Here is a 23,622-nt window from a genome sequence, read left to right as displayed (position 1 = left end):
GGTAAAAGTAGCTCAACCGGATTTTCTGTTTTGATATTTTTAAGGTGCTATGTACTTTTGAAAAATGAAGCTCTTACCCCAAGAGCTTCTTTTTTCAAAATTTAAGGCATGAAAATATTACGCGGCACCGGAGTAGCGCTTATTACCCCCTTCACCCAGGACTTAGCCGTTGATTATGACAGTTTAAAAAAGCTGCTCCATTTTAATTTGGAAGGTGGCGTGGATTATTTAGTGGTAAATGGTACTACCGCCGAATCGCCTACACTAACGGATACCGAAAAGATAGAAATTTTGACCTACGTAAAAGATTTTGCGGCCGGTAGAGTTCCTGTTGTTTTTGGCATTGGCGGCAACAGTACCCATCAAGTGGTAGATGTTATCCGGCGCACCGATTTTACCGGAGTTACAGCCATTCTTTCGGTAAGCCCCTATTACAATAAACCTACGCAGCAAGGCCTATACCAGCATTACCTAGAAATAGCGAATGCCAGCCCGGTTCCGGTTATTTTGTACAACGTGCCCGGCCGAACCGTTATCAATTTAACCGCTGAAACAACGCTAAAATTAGCCAAGCACCCCAATATTATCGGGATAAAAGAAGCTTCGGGTAATCTGGAACAGTGCCTACAAATAGTAAAGCATAAACCCGCCGATTTTATGCTGATCAGCGGCGACGACATGCTTACGGTACCTTTAATCTCCGTTGGGGCCGAAGGCGTTATCTCGGTTCTTGGCAATGCTTTTCCCGAAAAATATTGCCAGATGGTAAAACTGGCTCTGGACCATAACTTTCCGGAAGCTACGAAATTACTGCTGGATTTTACCGAAATTAACCCGCTGATGTACGAAGAAAGCAATCCGGTTGGCATTAAAGCAGTCCTGGAGATTTTAGGCATTGCCCGCCCGTATGTACGTTTACCATTACTGGAAGCTACTATGGCTTTAAAAACCAAGTTGCAGAAGCTACTGTAAAGGCCCGCCTTCATAAATTTTTAAAATTTTACATTTCTAGAATAAACAAAAAGCCCGGTTAACGCATTAACCGGGCTTTCTTTTGCTTAAAAAATTTTACTTAACTACCAGCCACTAGCCAGCACATCGGCAATGTGCATGGTTTTAATGGGTTTATTGTTCCGTTGAATGTAACCATCCAGGTGCATCAGGCAACTGGTATCGGTAGATACAATGTAGTTGGCTCCGGTGGTTAACGCGTTTTCTACTTTTTGCTCGGCCATGGCCACCGAAATAGACTCAAACTTAACCGCGAATGTTCCCCCAAAACCACAGCAGGTATCCGTTTCGGGCATTTCTAATAATTGCAAACCAGTTACATTCTGGAGCAGGCGCCGGGGCGCTTCTTTAATGCCGCATTCGCGCAAAGCGCTGCACGAATCGTGGTAGGTAACAGTACCATCTAAACGGGCTCCCGGCACAGTATCAATTAACAACACATCCACCAGAAACTCGGTAAACTCAAATACCTTGCGTTCCATGTTGCGGTAGTTAATAAACTTAGAGGTAGTCACAAACATATCGGCGTAGGCGTTGCGCACCATACCCACGCACGAAGCCGAGGGGCTAACAATATAATCCGAAGTTTCGGCGGAAAAATCATCTAGAAATTTGTGCGCCACCTGGCAGCTTTCATCTAAAAAACCGGCATTGTAGGCAGGTTGCCCGCAACAGGTTTGGTTAGGGTTATAACGCACGTCGCAACCTACCCTTTCCAGCACTTTTACCATGTTTAAGCCGGTTTCCGGATACAATTGGTCTATAAAACAAGGAATAAATATATCAACTACAGGTTTCGCCATCATTCAGGGAATAAAAACAGTTTCGGCCAGGGTTAGCGCCGATCTAAAAGCTTGTTTATTAATTTTCAAAGGTACGGCAATATTTTCGAAATAAGCCACCAAATTTTCGGTTGCCAGATTACCCGTCAGGTGATCCGTAGCCATGGGGCAGCCCCCAAATCCTCTTAAAGCCCCATCAAATCGCTGGCATCCGGCGGCTACCGCCGCCGCCACTTTCTCTTGCCAGTTATGCGGCTGCACGTGCAAATGCGCGCCAAACTCAACTTCTGGAAAAGCAGGAATTAAATAACTAAATAATTCTTGAATATCAGCAGGTTGCGCTATGCCTACCGTATCGGAAAGCGAAATAATTGAAATTTTTAAATTTATTAATTTCTGTGTAAACGCTACCACCAAATCAGGATTCCAAGGTTCCTGGTACGGGTTACCGAAGCCCATGGATAAGTAAATAACCAGTGTTTTATGGTGCCGGTAACATAACTCCTGAATTTGGGCCACGTCCGTAAAAGCCTCCTGGATAGAGCGGCGGGTATTTCGTTGCTGAAAAGTTTCGGATAAAGATAAAGGATAACCGAGGCAGGTGATTTTTTCCTGCAGAGCAGCTTGTTCGGCACCGCGTACGTTGGCCACAATGGCTAATAATTGGGTAGTGCTGGCGCTTAAATTTAAAGCTTCTAACACCTGCGGCGTATCGGCCATTTGCGGAATAGCCTTCGGCGAAACGTAACTCCCGAAATCCAGGGTATCAAAACCAACGGCCAGTAATTGCTGCAAATAGCTAATTTTAGTGGCAGTAGGAATGTTACGAAAAAACCCTTGCATGGCATCGCGGGGGCATTCAATTAGTTTCATGGGGCGGTGTTAGATTTAGTAAGTTACTATAAAGTAAGAACCCGGACAAATAAGCCTTTCTAAAATTTACGCTTCCTCTTTTTAAAGTTTTAGCCTTTAATGTAACTACTTGTAAGACCTATTTTTTAAAAATTTTAAATTCCAGTAGCTATGCACAACCTAAATTAAAGTTTAGAGATAAACCACTTAAATCTGCAGCAGGCTTGCCACGTCTAAATAAATTTATAGGCCATTTATTATCTTTACGGCACTTTAACCATATAATCTACATTACGCTTGAAATTAGCCGCTATAGATATTGGGTCCAATGCGATCCGGTGCCAGATTTCCAACGTTTTTATTTACCACAATAATCCGGTATTTAAACGCATCGAATACATCCGGTATCCCATGAAGCTGGGCCAGGATGTGTTTGCCACCGGGGTAATTTCGGAAGCCCGCGAAACTAAATTTATTAAATTTTTGCACGCCCTGAAGCTGCTTATGGAGGTACACGAAGTAGACCATTATCTGGTTTGTGCCACCTCGGCCATGCGTATGGCGCAAAACGCCCCGGAGGTAATTAAACGCGTTTACGATTTACTGGATATGCGGATTGAAGTAATTGATGGTTTTAGCGAAGCGGAGTACATTAACAAAGTAATACATAACTTACTCGACGATAAAAATTACCTGCACATTGATGTGGGTGGCGGTAGCACCGAGTTTAACGTGTACGTGAACCACCAAAAAGTAGCCTCGCAATCGTTTGAGTTAGGTTCTATCCGGCAATTGCAACAAGATGGCCGCAGCGAAATATGGGGCGTTATGAAAGAATGGGTAAAAGAAAATGCCCGTAAAAACAACGTAACCCGCGCCGTAGGCACCGGTGGTAACATTAACAAGATTTACGAGCTAGCCGGTAAAATGGCCGGTAAACCCATCTTTAAAAAGCAAATAGAAGAAATTGTAGACCAGCTGGAAAACATGACCATGGAAGAACGGCAAACCATTTTGCTTTTAAACCCCGACCGGGCCGATGTGATTGTACCGGCGGCCCGGATTTATTTGTCGGCGATGCAATGGGCCCGGGTAGAGAGCATGCTGGTACCTACCGTGGGTTTAAAAGATGGTATGTTGCAAGCCCTGTACGAAAAGCACAAAGCCGAAGTAACTCCCATTTAAGGATTTACTTCGGCCATTATGGTAGATGAGTTATTCCGAAATGTAAAAATTTAAAAAATAATAAATAACTTACTCTAACCCGGCTTCCGGCTCTGGGTTAGAAACGGCCTCCAGTTCTTCGTCGGTTAAGTCTACTTCATCATCTGGCTCTGAGCCTTCGTCTGTGATATCATCTGCGTGAGAAATGTTTTTGCCATCAGCGGCTCGGGGATAAGCCGGAATAACGGTTTTCTGCTGCAAGTACTGGTGCAACGATACGCTATCTTCTAATTTTTCAGGGGTTAGCTTATAAAACTCCTGGTGCAGGTTAAAGGTATCTCCGGGTTCCTGTTTTTTAATGTAGGCCCCATCTTCGCGCATCACGTAAGTGTTTTTGTTGTCTTTTAAATTATATTTTAAAATTGTAATCGCTTCTTTTTTGAGTTGTTCATCTACGATTAAAAACAAAGCTTCAATGCGGCGATCGAAACTGCGCACCATCATGTCGGCGCTGCCGCCAAAAACTTTGGGCTCGTTGTTATTATGGAAGTAAAATAACCGGGTATGCTCCAGGTACTCACCCACAATCGACGAAACCGAAATATTTTCGCTCAGCGATTTCCGGCCCGGCCGCAAACAGCAAATGCCCCGCACAATTAACTTTATCGGCACACCTGCTTTGGATGCCCGGTACAATTCATCAATAATTTCTTTATCCTCCAGCGAGTTCATTTTCATCACAATACCACTCGGCAAACCGCGGCGGGCATTGCGCGCTTCCGACCGGATAAGTTCGGCTATTTGCAGGCGCATATCCTTGGGAGCAGTAATCAGGTATTCGTAATCGTTGGGTAAAGAATGGCCCGTAATAACGTTAAAAAATTCCGACACATCGTGGGCGTAGGTTTCGTTGGTAGTTAGCAAACTAATATCGGTGTACAACTTGCTGGTTTGTTCGTTGTAATTACCGCTGCCAATGTGCACGTACCGCGTTACCTTCTCCCCTTCTTTCCGGATGATCATCATCATTTTGGTGTGCGTTTTGTATTTACTCACCCCATAGATAACAAAGCACCCGGCTTTTTCCAGCCGTTCGCCTTCTTTAATGTTTCGTTCTTCGTCGAAACGGGCTTTTACTTCAAACAACACCGACACGTTTTTCCCGTTTTCAGCAGCTTTAAGTAAAGCCGCCGATACCCGCGACTGATCGGCTAATCGGTAAATGGTTTGCTTAATTCCCAATACGTACGGGTCTTCGGCCGCTTTTTCCAGGAGGCTTACCACGGGCTCAATGCTGTTGTACGGATGGTGCAGCAGCACATCGTGGTCTTTTAAATAATCGAATAAGTCTTCGTTTACTTCCTCTACGGGTAACGAAAAAGGCGACACCGGCGAAGGTTGCCGGAAAAGCTTATCCCGGAATTGATTGTGTTTAATAATTTGCCATAAGCCTTTCAGGTCTACGAGGTTGTTCAGGGTAAAAATGTTGCTGTTATCAATGGCCCAGCGTTCCTTTAAAACCTTCATCATGTACGGCGACGGATTTTTTTCAATTTCCAGCCGCACTACCCGGCCTTTTTTCCGGGTTTTTAATTTTAATTTTATTTCCTGAATAAAGTCCGCATCAATATCATCGCTTTCTTCAAGGGTAAAATCGCCGTTACGGGTAATCCGGAAAAGGTCGATGGAAACAATTTCTACGTTTCGGAATAGCTTACCAATGCGCCAGCGAATAATTTCCTCGATGGGCACAAATATGATTTTGTCTTTGCGCTGGATTTCAAAAAAGCGGGCCAAATTCTGCGGAATTTGTACAAACGTAAGGCGTTGCTGCAGCTTATTTTCGTCGTTGGTTTTGGTAACCACGCCAAAAATAAGAATCTGGTTCATGAGCAACGGAAACCCATGGTAGTTGTCGTACATCATGGGGGTGAGCAAAGGGTAAATGGTATCTTTAAAATACCGGTCTACTTTTTTTTGCTCTACTTCCGTTAAACTATCAATTTTGCAAATATCGAAACCGTTTTTGTTGAAAAGCGGCACTAACTCGTTGTTGTAGGTAAAGTACGCATCGTTTACGAACCGGTGCGCAAACTCAAACAGCTTTTTCCGGAAAGGTAGCTCCCGTAAACCCGAATAATCTACCCGCTCTTTGCCGTAATCGATGTAGTTATACAAGCTCCCTACCCGGATCATGAAAAACTCATCGAGGTTAGAAGATGTAATCGCCAAAAACTTGAGCCGGTCGAAAATGCTTTTGGAAGCATCTTTTACCTGGTCGAGCACCCGGTAATTAAACCGTAGCCAGCTTAAATCGCGGCTAATGTATTTACTTTTACGGATTTGGTCGGAAACTTTATTCGGATTCATTGCTGATTCAACAAGTATATGTCTGCCTTATTAGCGTGTTCTATAAACAAGATACGCTTTAAAAAGCCGGCGGGTTTGTGCTGTTTTGAACGTGCTAATTACGAATTTATTTAAAAAAATCGGGTAAAATAAAAAACAAAAAAGCTTGCCGGAGCAAGCTTTTTTAAAGATTTAATTTTGCCTTAATATAAGCTTGTTACGCGTCGATGTTAGCATATTTGGCATTACGTTCGATAAAGTCGCGGCGAGGGGCTACTTCGTCGCCCATCAGCATCGAAAACAAATGATCGGCTTCGGCCGCTGACTCGATGGTTACTTGCTTTAAACTGCGGGTTTCGGGACGCATGGTAGTGGTCCAGAGCTGCTCGGGGTTCATTTCACCCAAACCTTTGTAGCGCTGTACGTTTACGCTGTCTTCTTTGCCTTTGCCTAATTCCTGAACTGCTTCAATCCGGTCTTGCTCGGTCCAGCAATAACGTTCTTCTTTGCCTTTTTTAACCAAATACAACGGTGGCAACGCAATGTAGATGTACCCATTATCAATCAACTCGCGCATGTACCGGAAAAAGAAAGTCAAGATCAAAGTCCGGATGTGGGAACCGTCGATGTCCGCATCCGTCATGATGATAATGCGGTGATAGCGTAGTTTTTCTAAGTTTAAGGCTTTATGGTCTTCCGGGGTACCAAAACTTACTCCCAGAGCCGTAATCATGTTTTTGATTTCGTCGTTTTCGTAAATCCGGTGTTCCTGGGCTTTTTCTACGTTCAGGATTTTACCCCGTAAAGGCAGAATAGCCTGAAATTTACGATCGCGACCTTGCTTGGCCGAACCACCCGCCGAGTCACCCTCTACCAGGTAAATTTCGCAATTGGCAGGTTCCGAGTCGGCGCAGTCAGCGAGTTTACCAGGCAAACCAGTGCCGGACAATACGCTTTTGCGTTGCACCATTTCGCGGGCTTTACGCGCCGCATAACGGGCCTGGGCCGCCAATACTACTTTCTGAATAATAATACGGGCTTCGCGCGGGTTTTCTTCCAGAAACTGGTTTAGCATTTCGCCTACGGCGGTATCTACCGCTCCCATTACATCGGAGTTACCCAGTTTGGTTTTAGTCTGGCCTTCGAACTGCGGCTCGGCCACTTTTACCGAAATAACGGCGGTTAAACCTTCCCGGAAGTCATCGCCCTGAATATCTACTTTGGCTTTATCCAGCATACCCGACCGATCGGCGTAGGCCTTTAAGGTACGGGTAAGCGCCCGCCGGAAACCAGCTACGTGCGTACCGCCCTCAATGGTATTAATGTTGTTTACGTACGAGAAAATATTCTCGGTGTAAGACGAATTGTACTGTAAAGCAATTTCAATCGGAATGTTATTTTTTTCGCTTTCAACGTAGATTGGTTCCGGAATTAAATTTTCGCGAGTTTCTTCTAAGTACGTAACAAACTCCCGTAAACCACCTTCGGAATAAAAAGACTCGGCTAATGGTTTGCCGTCGGCATCTAACTCGCGTAAATCCTGCAGGTTAATACGAATGCCTTTATTTAAAAAAGATAACTCGCGCAAACGGCTGGCAATGGTATCGTACTTGTACTCGGTACTGGTAAAAATCGTATCATCGGGTTTAAAGTGCACGGTAGTACCGTGTTCTTCGGTTTCGCCAATTTCCCGCACGTCGTACTGCGGAATCCCAATTTTGTAGGCTTGTTCAAACTTTTTACCGTTGCGCCGAACGGTTACTTTTAAATCAGTAGAAAGGGCGTTTACGCAGGATACCCCTACGCCGTGCAAACCACCCGAAACTTTGTAGGTATCTTTATCAAATTTACCGCCGGCGTGCAACACCGTCATTACCACCTCCAGCGCCGAGCGGCCTTCTTTCTGGTGAAAATCGGTGGGAATACCCCGGCCATTATCCGATACGGTAATAGAATTATCTGTATTTATTGTAACGTCGATGGTATCGCAGTAGCCCGCTAAAGCTTCATCAATACTATTATCAACAACCTCCCACACTAAATGATGAAGACCTTTAATACCAATATCGCCAATATACATGGCCGGACGTTTCCGGACGGCTTCTAAACCTTCTAAAACCTGTATACTATCTGCCGAATAATCAGTCGCTTTTCTTTCTTGAACTTCACTCATATATCTAATTTATGCAGTCTGTGCTTAATCGGTAAAGTTACCTTTTTTATTTATCTTTTACCAGAATTAAATACAACCTCTATCTATAACTTTGATAATATAACAAATATTTTTTTAAAAAAATTTATATAAACCAAGCTATTAATTTATAAACACTTAATTCTCTTAAAATAATTGTAACAAAGGCTTATTACTGCCTGCCTGCTTCCTGGCGCACCATATTTACCCCAAATTCCCAGTTACTTTCTGCTTAAAATTAAATTTTACTTGTAAGGCTCAATGCCAATTTTACCATAGAGCTTCTGTACAACACTTACCAACCACATCTTATAAGCTGGCTCAGGCAAAATCTAACCTAAAATCTGCAAAACGTCCCGTCAAATCAGCCCTGTATCATCAATTTTAATCAAAATACGCCCTTGCACCATGTATTTTGAAGTGCTTTTTAAAATTTTTACACAAAATATTTACTTAGGTCTTTCTTTTTACAGATATTTATAAAACATTTGCATAAATACTTCGTGATACCATAAAAAATTAAAGGATTTTTAAATTTTTACTCTCGTGAAAGAACGGTTATCCATTATTCCCTTCTTAATTTTAGTTACCATCAGTATTTTGGGGGTGTTTTTAGCCGATATACCCACAAAACCTATGTCGACGGATGGAATTGTAGCGGGTGACGTAGCCTGGATGCTGGGCGCGGCCGGTTTGGTTTTACTCATGACACCCGGACTTGCCCTTTTTTATGGGGGCATGGTAAGTGCCAAGAACATGATCTCGACCATGCTGCAAAGTTTTATTTGCATGGGTATTATCAGTATTCTGTGGGTAGTGGTAGGCTTTAGTCTGGCTTTCGGCGATTCCATTGGCGGTTTAATCGGCGACCCGCGGACGTACTTTATGTTCCGTGGCATCTTAGAAAGCAAACCCTGGACCTTGGCCAGCACTATTCCGCTGGTATTGTTTGCTTTTTTTCAGCTAAAGTTTGCGGTTATTGCGCCGGCTTTAATTACCGGTTCTTTCTCAGAACGCATTAAGTTTACTTCTTACATATTGTTCGTTTGTTTGTTCAGCATGTTTATCTACGCCCCTATTGCGCACTGGACCTGGCACCCCGATGGCATTTTGTTTAAAATGGGAGTGTTGGACTTTGCTGGTGGCACGGTAGTGCATATTTCGGCGGGTTGTGCCGCCTTAGCAGCGGCTTTATACTTAGGCCAACGTAAAACCGGCCAGATGCATACTACTCCGGCTAACATACCTTACGTATTAATTGGTACTGGTTTGTTGTGGTTTGGCTGGTTTGGCTTTAACGCGGGTTCGGCAGTAGGCGCTAACATTCTGGCGGCAATTGCACTGGCTACCACTAACACCGCGGCAGCTTCGGCGGGTATTGCCTGGATTTTGTTTGATGCCGTGAAAGGTAAAAAGCCTTCGGCTATGGGTTTTTGCATTGGCTCGGTAGTAGGATTGGTGGCAATTACACCGGCGGCTGGTTTTGTAACTATTCCGAACAGCATTTTTATTGGTACGGCGGCCAGCATCATTAGCAATACCGTAGTAGCCTGGCGCACCAAATCGTCTATCGACGATACTTTAGATGTTTTTCCGTGCCACGGGGTAGGCGCTATTGTGGGCACGCTTTTAACGGGCGTTTTTGCCCATCAGGCCATTAACCCAGCCAATACTACCGGTAATGGTTTATTATACGGCGAAACCAAGCTGTTTTTAATGCACCTGGCTGCCTTAGGTATTGTAATCGGATTTTCGTTTGTCGGTTCGTTAATTCTTTTAAAAATTACCGATTTAATTTCGCCGCTGGGGGTTACCCGCGAAGAAGAAATTGCCGGCTTGGATTTAACCCAGCACGGCGAGCAAGTACTAGCTAGCGTATAACTGTAAAATAGCACCAAATTAACTAGCAGATTAATTACTGCACAATTCTAAAATTTTAAAAAGCGGCTCTTAACGTAGATTACGAGCCGCTTTTTTGTTAGACCTACCAATACCAATCCAGCAGATTTACTCAGAAAAGCAAAAATTTAAAAATCTGTTGATGCCAAACTATTATTTACGCCGTAACTCTTCTTGTTCTTTGCGATAAATGTTCTATGTTTGCTAAAAGGCTTGCAAACAAGCAACTTACCTATTCTCTGAGTTATTTTACCCTTTAAAATTCATGAAGAAATATACAAAAATTGCCAGTTGGTGGCTTTTGCTGCAGGTTTTAGTTTTGTTTGGTTGCGAATCCGATGACTCGGGCGATAAGGTAGATCCAAAGCCGGATGGGAGTGAGCTTTTTGTATCGGCTGAGGTAAAAAGTACGGTCCCTAAAATTGTGTTACAAGGTTTAGCCGCAACTTCGGGTTATGGTCAGTTTGCCCAACTCATTAAGTACGATGTTGCTTTTTACCGCTTTACCTACAAAACCACCTACCGCGATAATTTGATTAATGTATCCGGGTTGCTGGCCATTCCGCAGAACACGCCCACACCGCCGGCCTTGCTGAGCGCGCAACACGGTACCATGTTTAAAGATACCGACGCGCCTTCTAACTTTCCGGCCAGCTTTACGGGTTTTGAGTTGTTTGCTGCGGCTGGTTACGTTACCTTGATTCCGGATTTTATTGGTTACGGCATCTCTAAAGAAATCTTTCACCCGTACTACGACCAGAAACTATCGGCCCTTTCGGTGGTGGATATGTTAAAGGCCGCCAAGTATTATTTAAAAAACCAAAACATTGCCACCAATAATAACTTATTTTTAGTAGGCTACTCCGAAGGCGGTTACGTAACCATGGCCGCTCAGAAAGAAATAGAAACCAACCCCGACCATGATTTAACTATAACGGCCGCTGCGGCTGGTGCTGGTGGTTACGATCTAACCGGTATGTTATCCGGCATAGCCAGCACTACCACTTACGCCAACCCGGCTTTCCTGGCTTTTATCATACAGGCGTATAATACCACCTACGACTGGAAACGCCCATTAACCGACTTTTTTCAGGAGCCTTACGCTGCTAATATTCCAGCTTTATTAGACGGAACCAAAGATATTGACGCCATTAACCAAGGCTTAACTACTAGCCCAGCCGCTTTGTTTAATCCTACTTTCTACACTAACTTAGCCAACCCAGCCGGCGAAACTGTTCTTAAAAAAGCGTTAACCGATAATAGTTTCCTGGATTGGGTACCCAAGAGCCCGACGCGTCTGTACCATGGTACCGCCGACGAATCGGTTTTTTATCAAACTTCCGAATCTACCTTTAACCGGTTTAAAAACGCCGGCGCTACCAACGTCGAGTTTATTCCAATTCCAGGCGGCATGCACCGTACCAGCATAGCCCCCATGATGGCCGATGCCCTACCCTGGATTGAGTCGCTGAATAAGTAAAGTCCTATCTTATTCTGTCATTCCGGAGGAATCTATTCCATAGATAACCAATAAGATTCCTCCGGAATAACCCTTATTAAGAGGAATACGTGTTCTTACTTTATTTTAAGAATACGGCAAATAATTAATTTTTTAAAATTTTAAAATACTACTAGTCTACCCTTTTCAAACACTGAAGCTGTTTAGCATTTTAAAATGTAATGATTAAACAATCAGGTAGAAGCATTTAGGAGAAGTATTTTGTGGAGCTATCCCGTTTTGGTGGTGGAGACACCCCCAAAGGCGAGAGGATAATAAGCCTAAGAAAAAATAATTTTAAAAAATTCTTATAAACTGAAAGCCTACTCAACCCACTTATTGGATTGACAAACTAATCGTTTATTCCAGATCTAAATTTTTGTTTTAAAGCAAGACTAATAATTATTTATCCTTTTCAGGTACTTATTTAACGTATTACGCTTACATTTTGGCATTGCTGTTTTCAGATTGTAACTAGCAAGTCTATGTTTTATTATTAGACAACCAAGATTGATGAAGGTTAAACTGTCTACAAAGTTTCTGCTGGCCTTGTTTTTAATTTTAGCTGCCTTACATACAACCAAAGCCCAACGGAATAAACCCATCGACCGGAAAGCTACGCGCCAAACAAAGGCTTTATACCACAACCTCCGCCGGGTAGCTAAAAAACACACCTTGTTTGGTCACCAGCACGCCACCGAATATGGCCACGGCTGGAACGGCGACCCTGACCGTTCGGATGTAAAATCTGTAACGGGCTCGCACCCAGCGGTAATTGGCATTGATTTTAGCGGTTTTTCGGGCCGGTCGCCGGAAGCAATGCAGGCGGCCAAGGAGCGGGTACGTAAAATTGCGGTGGATACTTACAACCGGGGCGGCGTTGTCACGGCGGCCTGGCATTTTTCTAATCCGGTGAGTCCGGGTGGTTTTAACTGGGTCGATTCGGTGTCGAAACCGGCTGTAAAGTACCTTATTCCGGGCGGCGAAGCGCACGGCCAGTACAAAGAAATTTTGCGCGGCATGGGCGAATGGGCGCACAGCGTTAGAGGAAAAGACGGGAAATTGGTACCCATTATTTTCCGGCCTTACCATGAGTTTGATGGCGGTTGGTTTTGGTGGGGCAAACCCCACGCTTCGCGCGAAGAATTTATTGCCCTGTGGCGTTTCACGGTGTCTTACTTGCGCGATAGCCTGGATGTGCACAACTTTATTTACGCGTTTTCGCCGGACAATAAGTTTATCAACGAAGTGCAGTACCTGGAACGTTACCCCGACGACGAATGGGTAGACATGGTAGGCATGGACAATTACGGCGATATGGGCCGCAACCGTTATGCCCCCGATACCGCCGCCATAAAACTTAAAGTACTCAGCGACTACGCCCAAAAAGCAGGTAAGCTGGCCGCCTTTACTGAAACCGGCTTAGAATCCATTCCGGATACTACCTGGTGGACCAACACTTTACTGAAAACCATGCGAACATACCCGATGCCTTTAAGCTACGTCTTGGTTTGGCGTAACGATACCCGCAGTTCCACCCACTACTATGCACCTTTCCCAGGGCAGGTGAGCGTACCCAATTTTCTAAAATTTTACCACGATCCGTACACCTTGTTCGAAAAAGATTTAAAGAATATGTATCGCCGTAAGTTTCTGGGGATTTTTTAAAAATCAGTTTTCTGGAACACCGGAAAGTTTAAGTCAGTCACCATCTTAACCATATATATGACCGCCATAACCAAAGATTGTTCCGTCGAAATTATCCGGTACGCGATACCTCCTGAGCAGCAAACTATTTTTGAACAAGCGTATACCGAGGCTGGTATTCTCCTGCAAAACGCTCCTTATTGTTTAGGCTACGAACTGATTAAAGGCGTAGACGAACCCCAAAACTACTTACTCACTATTTACTGGACTTCCCTGCACGACCACCTGAACGGCTTCCGGAAGAGTGCTTCGTTCGGTCAATTTTTTAATTTAGTCCGCCCCTTTTACGCCCACATTCAGGAAATGAAACATTACGAGCCAACTAACCTGGTTTGGCAGAAACCCAGTTGAAGCAATTTTATTACTTGTTTGTATTCTATAAAAACAAAATAACCTCTTCGGTAATTACCAGTACACGGGTAAGGAAATAAACACCCGCGTGCATGACAGATGTTTTAATTATTGGCGCCGGAGCTGCCGGTTTAATGGCCGCCCGGGAGTTAACCCAGCAAGGTTTAAAAGTAACTATACTGGAAGCCCGCCACCGGCTGGGCGGCCGCATTTTTACACAGCAAGAAAATAACTTTTCGGTACCCGTAGAAGCCGGGGCCGAGTTTGTACACGGCGACCTGCCACTCACACAAGTTTTATTCCAGGAAGCGCAGGTTTCTTTGCATTTACTGGCTGGTAAAAACTACCAGATACTCGACGGTATCTTAAAAGAATCGGAAGAATTTATCGAGCATTTTGATGAGTTGCTCGCACGGCTAAATGAACTAGAAGAAGATATGCCCTTTGCCGAATTTTTAAAAAAATACCTATCCGGCGATGAATTTGCCGAATTGCGGCAAGGCGTTACCCGCTTTGCCGAAGGGTACGATGCTGCCGATATCAACCGGACCAGTTCTTTGGCCTTACGCGACGAGTGGCAAACTGATGGCGCCGCTAACTCTTACCATCCTACAGGCGGTTATCACCAGATTATAGATTTACTGGCCCATCAGGTACAAGCCAACGGCGGAACTATAGTAACCACTACCCCGGTAAAAGAAATAAACTGGCAACCCAAGCAAGTTCAAGTAACCTGCACCACCGGTAAAACGTATCAAGCTCCCAAAGTATTAATTACTGTACCACTGGGAGTACTCCAGGCCGAACCCACAGCCGAAGGTTCTATTCAATTTACGCCAGCACTGCCCCAGCGGCAACAAGCGCTGGCCACGCTGGGATTTGGGCCGGTAATTAAAATAGTACTGGAGTTTAAAAGCGCTTTCTGGGAAGAAAATGAAACCAATGCAGCCGTAACACAAAAAATGCCCGAGCTAGCCTTTTTATTTACCGATGCCTCAGCTATTGCCGCCTGGTGGACACAGCTCCCTAATCCAGCGCCGGTACTTACCGGTTGGATTGCCGGCAGCGAAGCAGAAATACGTCGGAATGCTACTCCAACCGAACTGCTTTCAGAAGCTTTAACTACTTTAGCTTTGCTTTTCGATACTTCAGTCGCATATTTACGGGAACAGTTGGTGGCTCAACAAGTATTTAATTGGGCAGCCGATCCTTTCGCCCGGGGCGCTTACGCCTATGCTACCGTGGGCGGCACCACAGCCCGGCAAATTTTAAATATTCCAGAAGCCAATACTTTGTATTTTGCCGGCGAAGCGCTCTACGAAGGGACAGCTATTGGCACTGTAGAAGCCGCCTTAGCCAGCGGCAAAAAAGCCGCCGAACAAATTATTCAAACGTTTATACATTAATTTATTCCTGTTAATATCCGTATTAATGCGCCGTTTGATTTTAGCTTTTGCGGAAAATAACGTTAAACACTATTAACTGTGTAATTTTTTGAATAGATTTCATTAAACTTAAACATTGCTGTATTAATACGGAAATATGCAAAATATTACAGCCTAGATACTATTAATTGAACCATTTAGTGGTAGTTGGTGTATGCCCTTATATTATTTTACAGAGCTAACCTATTACTTATGTTGTTGGAAAAGAATATGTTCCGAAATATTTCTTACTATCAAACCAATCAGGATGAATTAAAACACAATTACGCTAATCGGTATCTATTAATTAAAGACGAAAAATTAATTGGTGATTTTACTACCTGGAGCGAGGCTTGCCAACACGGACTTGAATTATTTAACAACGATAATTTTTTTATTAAGTATTGTTCTTAGTAACCAACATTAATTCTGGTACTACCTGAAAAAGATTAGGGTATTTCTACTTTTAAAAGCGCACGAAGATGAAAATTATAATTGCTGACGACCACAAGATAATACGGGACGGAATTAGATCCTTACTGCGCCAGGAACAGGATTTTGAAGTAATAGGCGAGGCTGCCAATGGCCAGGAGCTCATCGAGCTTTTAGCCACCGACCCGGCCGATGTTATTATTATGGATATTAATATGCCCGTGATGGACGGGTATAAAGCTACCGCTTATGTAAAAGAGCATTACCCCGAAACCCGGGTTTTAGCTTTATCGATGCTGGACCAGGAATATTACATCCGCCAGATTTTAGCGGCGGGGGCCTTAGGCTGCGTAGTTAAAAATTGCAGCCGCGACGAATTAGTTTTTGCGATAAAAAGCGTAGGTGCCGGTAATAAATTTATTTGTTCGGAATTGGCCTACAAACTCCTGGAAACTCCCGAAAGTATACTGGCTACGGAGCAAACAGCTACTGCCTCCGAAACCCTGAGCAAATGCGAATTAAACGTGCTCCGCCTCATTGCCGAAGGTTACACCAATGCCGAAATTGCGGAAAAACTATTTAACAGTAAACGTACCATTGAATCGCATCGACAAAACTTATTGGCTAAAACACATTCTAAAAATACTGCCGCTTTAATAAAATACGCCTTAGTACATAACTTAATAAATTAAGGTACGCCGCAACTATCTCGGTTTTACTCTATAAAAGGCCAGCTATCCCAGACCTATAAACTTTAATCTGGCTTAGTCTGGCCTTTATTTTTTAAAAATTTTAATTTTTAGAATAACTCTTGCGGCTTACCCTAAGACCGTAGAACCTGTAAACTTTGCCGGATCAAGACCGTAATCGGGCTTATGATGGAAAATAAAAATCCGGCCAAGTTCAGCCATCTGCTCCAGGTTCAGCCCGAAGACATTGATATGATGGGGCACGTTAACAACGTGGTTTACCTGCGCTGGGTGCAAGAAGTAGCCACGGCTCATTGGAACTACGCTGCGCCGGATAATTTAAAATCACGGTACTTGTGGGTGGTGTTGCGCCACGAAATCGATTACCTGCGGCCTGCTTTTTTAACCGACCAGATTCAAGGTTTTACCTGGGTGGGCGCGCACCAGGGTGCCAAGTTCGACCGCTTTGTGACCTTATACCGGGCTGGTTCCGATCAGTTGCTGGCTCAGGCAAAAACTACCTGGTGTTTGCTCGATGCCGCTACCATGCGCCCCAAACGCATTGATCCGGATATTTTGGCTATTCTGTAGATATTTGTTATTTTGACAATTATTTTTCAATAAAAAAGAGTATTACTTATTCTTTTCCATTAACTTTCAAGTTTAAGCCCGATTTTACTTCACCTAAAACCACTATTTGTATGCTCAAACATTACGCCTGTTATCTAGTCCTAATGGCCGGTTGCTTAAATTATGCCTGTCAGAGCAAAAAGCCCGAACAAGCCGCCGAAAACAATACCGAACAAACAGCTGCTGCTCCGGATAGCAATCAGAAATTTTTAAATAAACCGCTTATCACCGAAATCTATACGGCTGATCCTTCGGCGCACGTATTTAATAACAAAATCTACATTTACCCCTCGCACGATATTGAGTCGAATGTGCCGCAAAACGATAACGGCGACCATTTTGCCATGCGCGATTACCATATTTTATCCATGGATAGCGTAGGTGGTAAGGTTACCGATCATGGCGTTGCTCTAGACATTAAAGATATTCCCTGGGCGGGCCGGCAATTGTGGGCTCCGGATGCGGCTTTTAAAGATGGTACTTACTTTCTGTATTTTCCGGTAAAAGATAAAAACGATGTTTTCCGGATTGGGGTAGCTACTTCTACTTCGCCTACTGGTCCGTTTAAACCTGACCCTAAACCCATTGAAGGCAGCTTTAGCATTGACCCCGCCGTTTTTAAAGATACCGATGGCCAGCATTACATGTATTTCGGCGGCATTTGGGGCGGTCAGTTGCAGAAATGGGAGAATGGTAAATTTAACCCGAACGGCTCCAAAACTGATTCTGGTAAAGAAAACGAACCGGCTATCAGCCCGAAAGTAGCAAAATTAAGCGCCGATATGCACAGCTTTGCCGAACCTGTGAAGGATGTACAGATTGTAGATAAAGAAGGCAAGCCGCTCCTAACCAAAGACCACGACCGGCGCTTTTTCGAAGCGTCGTGGATGCACAAATACAACGGCAAATACTACTTCTCCTACTCTACCGGCGACACGCACTACATTGCTTATGCTACCGGCGATAACCCTTACGGTCCGTTTACTTACCAAGGCGTTATTTTAAACCCGGTACTCGGCTGGACCAATCACCAATCCATTGTGCCTTTCCGGGATAAATGGTATTTATTCTACCACGATACCGAATTATCCAAAGGCCAAACGCATTTGCGCAACATTAAGATTACCGAGTTGAAGCATAAGCCGGATGGTACGATTGAAACTATTACGGCGTATAAAGAATAAATATTTGGATAAAGAAGTTGTAATTTCTTAAATTTTTGATGGCACACTATGGCGCGGATTTACTTCCGTGCCTTTCGTTTCGAGCAATAAGTTCTCGTTCGCATAGCTGCTGTACCAGCTTTGATGGCTTAGTGGAGTTGTTTCATAGCTGAGGTTCTGTTCTTTTTGTCTTGACACAAAAAGAACCAAAAAAGTCAAGACGCTAAAAACTCGCTGAACGCTCGAACAGTTTAGCGTCAGAACTTGCACCTTGCCAACGCTGTTTGTTCTATAGCTTCCAAATTTTTAAATATTTAAAAATATTATCTTCTATGTCATTCAGGAGGAACCTATTTAGCTTCGAAGCAAATTGGATGCTTCAGAAATTACTCTGGCCATCCGGTTAACCGCTTTACTTGTGGTTTCCGTTTGTTGTAAAACAAAACCGTTTTATTCAGGTTAAACCATTATAAATAGTTTAGCATTATGGAAAGCGAGAAACAAGATAATAAACAATACCAATTAGCCACTTTTGCCGGGGGCTGCTTTTGGTGCATGGTAAAACCTTTCGACCAATGGCCGGGTGTGATAAAAGTGGTTTCGGGATATACGGGGGGGCACGTGGAAAACCCTACTTACGAACAAGTTTGCTCCGACTTAACCGGACATTACGAAGCCGTACAAATTACCTTCGACCCCAGCCTGATTTCGTACGACGAGATTCTTACGGTTTTCTGGCAATCCATTGATCCTACTGATGCGGGCGGTCAGTTCGGAGATCGGGGCTCGTCGTATAAAACCGCTATTTTTTACCACAGCGAAGAACAAAAAGCGGCCGCCGAAAAGTCGAAAGAAGATTTACAGCAAAACGGGCCTTTTGGGGGATTGCCTATTGTAACGCCTATTTTACCGGCTAAACCTTTTTACCCCGCCGAAAATTACCACCAGGACTACTACAAAAAGAACCCAATGCATTACCAGCGGTATAATGTTGGTTCAGGCCGCGCCGGTTTCCTGGAAAGACACTGGAAAAAAGCTTAATTTTTAAAATTTTTGCAAGTCATACCGAGCTTGTCAAGGGATTTAATGAGTACCGCAACAAACGGTATTAGTTAGATTCTGCGACAAGTTTAGAATGACGCAAAGAGAATTTTTCTTCGGCGAAGCTGTTCTTTTCTAATCTAATCTATTTAGTCTTTTTTACGCCCTGCTACTTAGAATGCATAGTGCATCATTCAAAAAAGCACGCTTTCGCATCCAGCCTTTGAGTATTTTTAAAAATCCTTGTATAGGCACCTACAACCTTTAACTTAAAACGAGTAACATTCTCAGGCGTGGTAAACCAATAAAGGCAGTTTGGTTTGGTAAGTCATTTGCTCCGATAAACTCTGGCTGAAAATATTACTCAGAAAACCTTTGTGCTTTTTTAAAATTACCAGTGCATCCGCCTGGGTAGTGCTTAAAAAACCTTTTAAGCCTTCCACTTCGTCGGGATGAACAATTTCCTGAAAGCGCAGGTTGGCGTTAGGGAAGTTAGCACGAAGATTCTCCTGGAACTTAGCCGCTTTAGAATCGGTGCTGGTACTTTGCTCCTCGCTCACGTGCACAATTTCTACTTCGGCTTTAAAAATAGCCGCAAACACTAATAACCGCTGAATAGCTTCTACATCTTCGGGTTGGTAGTTAGAGGCGTACACCAAGTGCCGGAACGGCTCGACCGGGGTTTTGGCCGGCACCGCCAACACCGGGCATTTTACGCCTTCGATTACCGCCTGGGTGTTGCTGCCGATTAAGATTTCTTCCAGGGAGTTGCCGCCGCCCGTAGTACCTACCACTACCATATCAAAATGCTCGTGCCGGCATAAATCCTTTACCGCATCCGATAATAAAGCTTCTTTCACCAGGTAATTATATTCGCAAAAGCCATGGCCGTATCGAGCGGTTAGGTGCTGGCAAATGCGGGAGAGTTTTTCCGTAGCGTTTTGCTTCTGATCTTCCAGGGCTTCATCGGCTACTAGCGCCGATTCGGTGGTACCAATTAAAGGTAAATGCACCACGTGTAACAAGGTTAAAGGTACTTGTAAATAATGCGCTACCATCGCGGCAACTTCTACAGCATTGGCGGCCGTTTTCGAAAAATCGGTGGGGCAGAGAATCTTATTCATAAAGCAGCTTCGGTCGGGAACAATTTAAATATAGCTTTTTTGCGTATTTATTACTGCTAAAAACATATTATGTTTTCATTACGCTTTAAACACATCTATTTTCCTGATTTTTCGCTATCTGCACTGATTCTCACTAGCCATCACCAGCCAGCGCATCCCATTCTTGTGTTATCAGAAGCCAATTTTTAAATTTTTATATTTCTATACATCATATAAGCTACTAAATAAAAAGATGATAGTGCAGTAGCAGTTGAGATTGGTGGCAAAGTACATTGCTATTGAATTGCTATTTTGTACACAGGGCAGCAGCTACTATCCTGATGCTTTTGTCTGATTACTTAAAAGCTTTTATTTCGGGCCAGGTCCAGCGTTGCTGGGGTTTCACACCGGCGTACCTAGACTGAAAATACGCCATTACCTGGGCATTTAAATCCGTGGGCTCTATACTTGAGGAATAGATAGGCCGTTCTGTAGGGTTGGCGTAGCGTTGCTTTTTTGGTAATTTACTGCCGTTTAAACGCAGAATAGGCCCGGTATCGGTTACACTTTCGGCCGTCCAGCGGTAGTTGCTAGTTTCTTGAGTTTGCAAAATTTGCGCTAAGGGTTTTAAGGGAACGCGGGGTAAAGTAGTTCGCGAGCTGATATCCACCCAAGTGGTGTACTTGTATTCTAACTCGTACCGGTTATCTGCATATTGGCTCAATACTATATCGTAACCAATAGTCCGGCTGAACAAAGCGTAGTAATGCACAGGTTGCGGCGTTTGAATCTGTACCAATCCAATTTCGGGGAAAAGGGTTACCTGGGTTTGCGGGCCATGGATTATCTGGTAATCAGCTATAACCTGGTTATACTCCGTTTCCCAATCAGCTTGGTACGCTTCCGGATGCGCCAGCACGTCGCCGAAAGTTGCCAGAAAATACGCGAACTTGGGCACCGACGCTTCCATTTCATTATCTTCGACCTCATCGGCGCCAAACGGTGGGTAAAACTTTTCTTTTTCTACTTTATTAATCCAGCAAACCAATTTTAAAGCTTTATCGGCGGCTGGCTGGCTTAAATCCAGTTCCCGAAAATCACCAATAATCGCCATTTGCCGCAACACGGCCTCGTTTTGTAAAGCAACTTCGGGGTTTAACACACTCCACACACCCACAAATCCATCCACGTCGAAATGGTTAGCACTCACGTAGGGAGCTTCTAATCCGGGAATTTGCTGCTGCAAGGCATTTAACACAATACCGGCGCTGGTATCATCGTCAGTTCCGGGTGGGTTTACGGCGCCCCGCCAATGAGCCAGAATCAAACCTTTGGGGTACAGGCTATCCACGATAATGGTGGGCTGGTGCTTTACTTGGGTAAACGGAATAAATTGCTTCAGCATGGATTAGTGGTTGGTTGCTCCTTATTGGTTTTTCAGAATTAAGTATTCTGATGATTTAGCATTAACTAATGCGAGCACAGGTTATTTTACCAGCTACGGTAATTTTTTAAAATTTTAGCAAAGATGAGCGATTCTAATCGGACTGAAAAGTTTCTTACAAATAGATCAACCCTTTCACCGGTGTTTGCCCCGGCGATTAGAAATGCGGGTAATGTTGTTCTTGTTTTTAATCCAGTTCAGGTATTTTTGCAAAGGTTCGGCTTGTTGCAGCGCCTCTACCGACGTAAAACCCCGGGCCAGTTCGCGGTTAGTAAAAGTGCGGTGAATGGTACTGTGGCAGGGCTGGCATAAATCTACAGTTTCGGAGTAGCGGCCGCCTTCTTGCTTGGGCAGCAAGTGGTGCCGGGTTACGGCATCTACCTGCCGATTACATAGTTGGCAAATACTTGTATCTTTTGCTGAAGCCATAAATAATCCTGAACAAAAGCTTTACCTTTGGGTTTTTAATTTTTACCGCATCAGCAAAACTTTTTACTTCCTCATTACCTCTTACTTATTCTATACGTAATTTTGATCTGCTTCTATTTTAGATTTTTAAATTTATTTGTTTTATGCCCGAAACAAACGCTCCTGAAACGTACGCTTTAACTCCAGATAACCCCGACAGCATTGTACCAAAATCGGTTATCCGGGAAGGTTGGTTGTTATTTATTCTGGCCGCCGTTCAGTTTACCCATATCATCGACTTTGTAATTATGATGCCCTTGGGTCCGCAACTGATGCGGGTATTTGCCATTGGCCCGAAACAATTTGGTTTGCTGGTATCGGCGTATACGTTTGCCGCCGCCACTTCGGGGTTTATCAGCACTTTTTTTATTGATAAGTTCGACCGGAAAAATGCATTGCTGGCCTTATACGTAGGTTTTATAATTGGTACGTTTTGCTGCGCTATTGCGCCTAATTATCAGTTTTTAATGTTGGCCCGCGTATTGGCGGGGGCTTTTGGGGGAGTTATTGGCGCGTTGGTATTTTCTATTATCGGCGACGTAGTTCCCGAACACCGGCGGGGCAGCGCTACCGGTAAAGTAATGGCGGCCTTTTCGGCAGCGTCTATTATTGGTATTCCGGTGGGGCTTTACCTGGCGAGTTTGAGTAGCTGGCACGCACCGTTTTTTGGCTTAGCGGGTTTAAGTGTACTGGTATTATTTATAGCCATCAAGTTTTTACCAACTATGCGCGGCCATTTAACCAACGCTGTAAAAACCAAACCGGTGCAACTGGTGCTGGATATACTTACCAACCGCAACTTACTCTGGGCCTTAACTTTAATGGTTGTACTTACGCTCGCCGGCTTTACGGTGGTGCCTTTTATTAGTCCGTATATGGTAGGTAATATAGGTTTTGCCGAAACCGAGCTAGCTTTTATTTACTTGTGCGGGGGCTTGGCCTCAGTAGTAACTTCGCAATTGGCCGGTAAACTAGCCGATAAATATGGCAAGCAGCGCATGTTTATTTACACCGCTTTATTTTCTATTATTCCGATTATTCTGGTTACCAACATGCCGCGGGTGCCGCATTACATTGCTTTAATTATTACCACCAGCTTCTTTATTGGTTTTGGTGCCCGCTTTGTACCGGCCGTGTCTTTGTTAACTTCCAGCGTCGAGAAAAGATTACGCGGCAGTTTCATGAGTTTTCAATCGTCGGTGCAGCAGTTAGCTTCGGGTTTATCGGCCTTTATCTCGGGTTTAATTATTCAAAAAACCCCTACCGGCGAAATCCTGCATTTTAATACCGTGGGTATTATTGCCTGCATCGCTACTGTGGCTTGTATGTTTATTATAACCCGGTTGAAGGTAGTGAGTTAGGTGGTTGAAAGGTTGGAAAGTTTGAAGGTTGGAAGGTTATAGGAATTAGACAATCGACTAACT

At 44.0% G+C, this 23,622-nt stretch carries 20 protein-coding genes; 13 read left to right on the top strand and 7 right to left on the bottom strand.

Features of this window, described 5'->3' with window-relative positions; genetic code table 11:
• The first annotated feature begins 108 nt into the window (after nt 1-108).
• Nucleotides 109-972, top strand: coding sequence for a 4-hydroxy-tetrahydrodipicolinate synthase (dapA, locus tag HUW51_RS09865; protein WP_185273834.1), 864 nt, complete (start codon nt 109-111; stop codon nt 970-972).
• A 104-nt stretch (nt 973-1,076) separates the two neighbouring features.
• Here the strand turns inward: dapA and HUW51_RS09860 are convergent, their stop codons facing one another.
• Both HUW51_RS09860 and HUW51_RS09855 read right to left on the bottom strand, forming a co-directional pair.
• The gene (locus tag HUW51_RS09860) at nt 1,077-1,817 is read right to left on the bottom strand and encodes a (Fe-S)-binding protein (protein ID WP_185273832.1); all 741 of its coding nucleotides are present in this window, start codon (nt 1,815-1,817) and stop codon (nt 1,077-1,079) included.
• Nucleotides 1,818-2,666, bottom strand: a complete 849-nt coding sequence (locus HUW51_RS09855) for a beta/alpha barrel domain-containing protein (RefSeq protein WP_185273830.1) — start codon at nt 2,664-2,666, stop codon at nt 1,818-1,820.
• A gap of 276 nt (nt 2,667-2,942) precedes the next feature.
• Here HUW51_RS09855 and HUW51_RS09850 point away from each other — a divergent pair, with 276 nt between their 5' ends.
• The gene (locus HUW51_RS09850; RefSeq protein WP_185273828.1) at nt 2,943-3,830 is read left to right on the top strand and encodes a Ppx/GppA phosphatase family protein; all 888 of its coding nucleotides are present in this window, start codon (nt 2,943-2,945) and stop codon (nt 3,828-3,830) included.
• Nucleotides 3,831-3,899: 69 nt separating this feature from the next.
• Here HUW51_RS09850 and ppk1 read toward each other — a convergent pair whose 3' ends face one another.
• A complete protein-coding gene (gene ppk1 / locus HUW51_RS09845) occupies nt 3,900-6,179 on the bottom strand; it encodes a polyphosphate kinase 1 (RefSeq protein WP_185273826.1) in 2,280 nt (759 codons plus the stop codon).
• Nucleotides 6,180-6,375: 196 nt separating this feature from the next.
• Nucleotides 6,376-8,331 (bottom strand): DNA topoisomerase (ATP-hydrolyzing) subunit B, encoded by a 1,956-nt coding sequence (gene gyrB, locus HUW51_RS09840; RefSeq protein WP_185273824.1) that lies wholly within the window; start codon nt 8,329-8,331, stop codon nt 6,376-6,378.
• A 564-nt stretch (nt 8,332-8,895) separates the two neighbouring features.
• Here gyrB and HUW51_RS09835 point away from each other — a divergent pair.
• The 10 genes from HUW51_RS09835 to msrA all read left to right on the top strand — a co-directional run bounded on the left by HUW51_RS09835 (nt 8,896) and on the right by msrA (nt 19,183).
• The gene (locus HUW51_RS09835; protein ID WP_228466985.1) at nt 8,896-10,230 is read left to right on the top strand and encodes an ammonium transporter; all 1,335 of its coding nucleotides are present in this window, start codon (nt 8,896-8,898) and stop codon (nt 10,228-10,230) included.
• A 283-nt stretch (nt 10,231-10,513) separates the two neighbouring features.
• Nucleotides 10,514-11,728 (top strand): alpha/beta hydrolase family protein, encoded by a 1,215-nt coding sequence (locus HUW51_RS09830; RefSeq protein WP_185273822.1) that lies wholly within the window; start codon nt 10,514-10,516, stop codon nt 11,726-11,728.
• A 531-nt stretch (nt 11,729-12,259) separates the two neighbouring features.
• Nucleotides 12,260-13,414 carry a glycoside hydrolase family 26 protein gene (locus tag HUW51_RS09825; protein ID WP_185273820.1) on the top strand — a complete coding sequence of 385 codons (1,155 nt, stop codon included), beginning with the start codon at nt 12,260-12,262 and terminating at the stop codon, nt 13,412-13,414.
• 57 nt (nt 13,415-13,471) lie between these two features.
• Nucleotides 13,472-13,804, top strand: a complete 333-nt coding sequence (locus HUW51_RS09820; protein ID WP_185273818.1) for an antibiotic biosynthesis monooxygenase family protein — start codon at nt 13,472-13,474, stop codon at nt 13,802-13,804.
• A 92-nt stretch (nt 13,805-13,896) separates the two neighbouring features.
• Complete coding sequence (locus tag HUW51_RS09815; protein WP_185273816.1) at nt 13,897-15,210, top strand: flavin monoamine oxidase family protein; 1,314 nt, start codon at nt 13,897-13,899, stop codon at nt 15,208-15,210.
• Between the two features lie 231 nt (nt 15,211-15,441).
• Nucleotides 15,442-15,642 carry a hypothetical protein gene (locus HUW51_RS09810; RefSeq protein ID WP_185273814.1) on the top strand — a complete coding sequence of 67 codons (201 nt, stop codon included), beginning with the start codon at nt 15,442-15,444 and terminating at the stop codon, nt 15,640-15,642.
• A gap of 68 nt (nt 15,643-15,710) precedes the next feature.
• Nucleotides 15,711-16,352: a response regulator transcription factor gene (locus HUW51_RS09805; protein ID WP_185273813.1), complete on the top strand. Its 642-nt coding sequence runs from the start codon at nt 15,711-15,713 to the stop codon at nt 16,350-16,352.
• 183 nt (nt 16,353-16,535) lie between these two features.
• Nucleotides 16,536-16,940, top strand: coding sequence for an acyl-CoA thioesterase (locus HUW51_RS09800; RefSeq protein WP_228466984.1), 405 nt, complete (start codon nt 16,536-16,538; stop codon nt 16,938-16,940).
• Nucleotides 16,941-17,050: 110 nt separating this feature from the next.
• Entirely contained in the window at nt 17,051-18,163 is a 1,113-nt protein-coding gene (locus tag HUW51_RS09795) for a glycoside hydrolase family 43 protein (RefSeq protein ID WP_228466983.1), read from the top strand.
• A gap of 465 nt (nt 18,164-18,628) precedes the next feature.
• Complete coding sequence (msrA, locus tag HUW51_RS09790; RefSeq protein ID WP_185273811.1) at nt 18,629-19,183, top strand: peptide-methionine (S)-S-oxide reductase MsrA; 555 nt, start codon at nt 18,629-18,631, stop codon at nt 19,181-19,183.
• A 287-nt stretch (nt 19,184-19,470) separates the two neighbouring features.
• Here msrA and HUW51_RS09785 read toward each other — a convergent pair whose 3' ends face one another.
• From HUW51_RS09785 to HUW51_RS09775, 3 genes are all read right to left on the bottom strand, one after another.
• The gene (locus tag HUW51_RS09785) at nt 19,471-20,307 is read right to left on the bottom strand and encodes a universal stress protein (protein ID WP_185273809.1); all 837 of its coding nucleotides are present in this window, start codon (nt 20,305-20,307) and stop codon (nt 19,471-19,473) included.
• Nucleotides 20,308-20,641: 334 nt separating this feature from the next.
• Nucleotides 20,642-21,691, bottom strand: a complete 1,050-nt coding sequence (locus HUW51_RS09780; protein WP_185273807.1) for a DUF6687 family protein — start codon at nt 21,689-21,691, stop codon at nt 20,642-20,644.
• Nucleotides 21,692-21,865: 174 nt separating this feature from the next.
• Entirely contained in the window at nt 21,866-22,159 is a 294-nt protein-coding gene (locus tag HUW51_RS09775; protein ID WP_185273805.1) for an HNH endonuclease, read from the bottom strand.
• Between the two features lie 143 nt (nt 22,160-22,302).
• On the opposite strand from HUW51_RS09775, the gene HUW51_RS09770 reads away from it, so the two are divergent.
• A complete protein-coding gene (locus tag HUW51_RS09770) occupies nt 22,303-23,559 on the top strand; it encodes an MFS transporter (RefSeq protein ID WP_185273804.1) in 1,257 nt (418 codons plus the stop codon).
• Nucleotides 23,560-23,622 lie beyond the last annotated feature (63 nt).

Origin of the sequence: Adhaeribacter swui, from assembly GCF_014217805.1 — a bacterium.
Lineage (GTDB): Bacteria > Bacteroidota > Bacteroidia > Cytophagales > Hymenobacteraceae > Adhaeribacter > Adhaeribacter swui.
Note: the sequence above shows the minus strand (reverse complement) of the source record. Positions and strands in the feature narration are given on the sequence as shown.